This is a genomic window from Microbacterium sp., assembly GCF_031988965.1.
Taxonomy (GTDB): Bacteria; Actinomycetota; Actinomycetes; order Actinomycetales; family Microbacteriaceae; genus Microbacterium.
Window position 1 is genome coordinate 1 of sequence record NZ_DALZXX010000286.1, and the last position, 1,409, is coordinate 1,409.

Consider the following 1,409-nt stretch of genomic DNA (forward strand, 5'->3'; position numbering starts at 1 on the left):
CCGACGCCGTGCACGCGGGTGCCGTGCGGCTGGGTGCCGCGGAGTTCGACGGCGCGACCGGGCGCCTGCTCTCCCTCGGAGGAGTGGAGGTCGACGGCCCCTGGATCGACCTGCACCGCGCGCCGACCGAGAACGACCGCGGTCAGGGGGAGACCAACAACATCGCCAAGGTGTGGCATCAGACCGGGATGGACCGTCTGGAGCATCGCACCGATCGGGTGCGCACGGGTGACGGCTGGCTCGAGGTCACGGGGCGGACGGCACCGTCGACGCATCCGCACGGGGTCGTCTGGACGATGCTGTGGCAGCAGCAGGGCGACGGTCTCGAGCTGTCCGTCTCGGCGGACTTCGTCGGCCCCTGGTCCGACACCCCGTACATGCATCGCGACATCTGGGTGCCGCGACTCGGGCTGCTGCTCTCTCTGCCGGGCGGCTACGCCGATGTCGAGTGGCAGGGCCGCGGTCCCGGCGAGTCGTACGTCGACTCCTTCGAGGCCGCGCCGCTGGGCCGGTACCGAGCGGCGATCGACGACCTGCAGGTGCGCTATCCGGTGCCCCAGGAGAACGGCAACCACATCGACACGAGCCTGCTGCTGCTGTCGGGCGCCGAGCTGCCGACCCTGCGTGTCGACGGCAGGAGCGTGTTCGACTTCACCGCCCGCCGGTGGACCTCGAAGGACCTGCAGGCGGCGACGCGTCCGTACGAGCTGGTCGACTCCGGGCGTGTCTGGCTCAACCTCGACCACGGGCAGCTGGGCCTCGGCTCCGCATCCGTCGGGCCTTCGACGCCCGAGCGGTATCGGATCCCCCGTGAGCCCACGAGCTGGCGCCTGCGCCTCTCCGTCGGCTGATGTGCCTCTCCGTCGGCTGATTCGATCGTGCCCTCCCGCGGCGCCTCAGGCGCACCCGCGGGAGGGTGCGGTCGATCGGATGAGCATCCGCCCGGCCGTCAGGATCCGCCCGGCCGTCAGGATCCGCCCGGCCGTCAGGATCCGAGGGAGCGGATGTCGTCGAACAGCGTCTCGGCGCCGACCTGACCGCCCTTGAGGAGCAGCTCGAGGCCGTCGATGTCGGGGTCGTCCGAGGCGGCGCGCAGCAGGACCACGTTGCCGATCGGGTTCGCCGCGATCTCGAGCGACGTCACGCCCAGCAGCCGGGTGACGCGACCGGAGGTGTCGCCTCCCGCGACGATGATGCGGCGCGCGAGGTCGGCCGCGCCGCGAATCGCATCGGCGGCGATCGTCGCGATGCGCTCGAGAGTGTCAGATGCGGCGGGGGCGTCGTCAGAGGTCAGCGCGACGCTGCGGCCGGTCTCCAGGGCAGCGCGCACGAGAGCGATCTGCGCGGCCTGATCCGTGAACGAGAGCGGGGCGCCGAGCCAGCCCGCGGCCTCCGCGTGCTCGATCTGG

General features: G+C 72.0%; 1 protein-coding gene and 1 pseudogene. One reads left to right on the forward strand and one right to left on the reverse strand.

Translation table 11 applies throughout. The annotated features are described in order from the left end of the window. A pseudogene (locus RTM68_RS18785) lies at positions 1-851 on the forward strand (hypothetical protein); the annotation flags it as partial. 134 nt (positions 852-985) lie between these two features. Here RTM68_RS18785 and RTM68_RS18790 read toward each other — a convergent pair. Further along, positions 986-1,409 (reverse strand): nucleotide-binding domain containing protein (locus RTM68_RS18790; protein ID WP_312173848.1); only part of this gene is annotated, 424 nt, incomplete at its 5' end.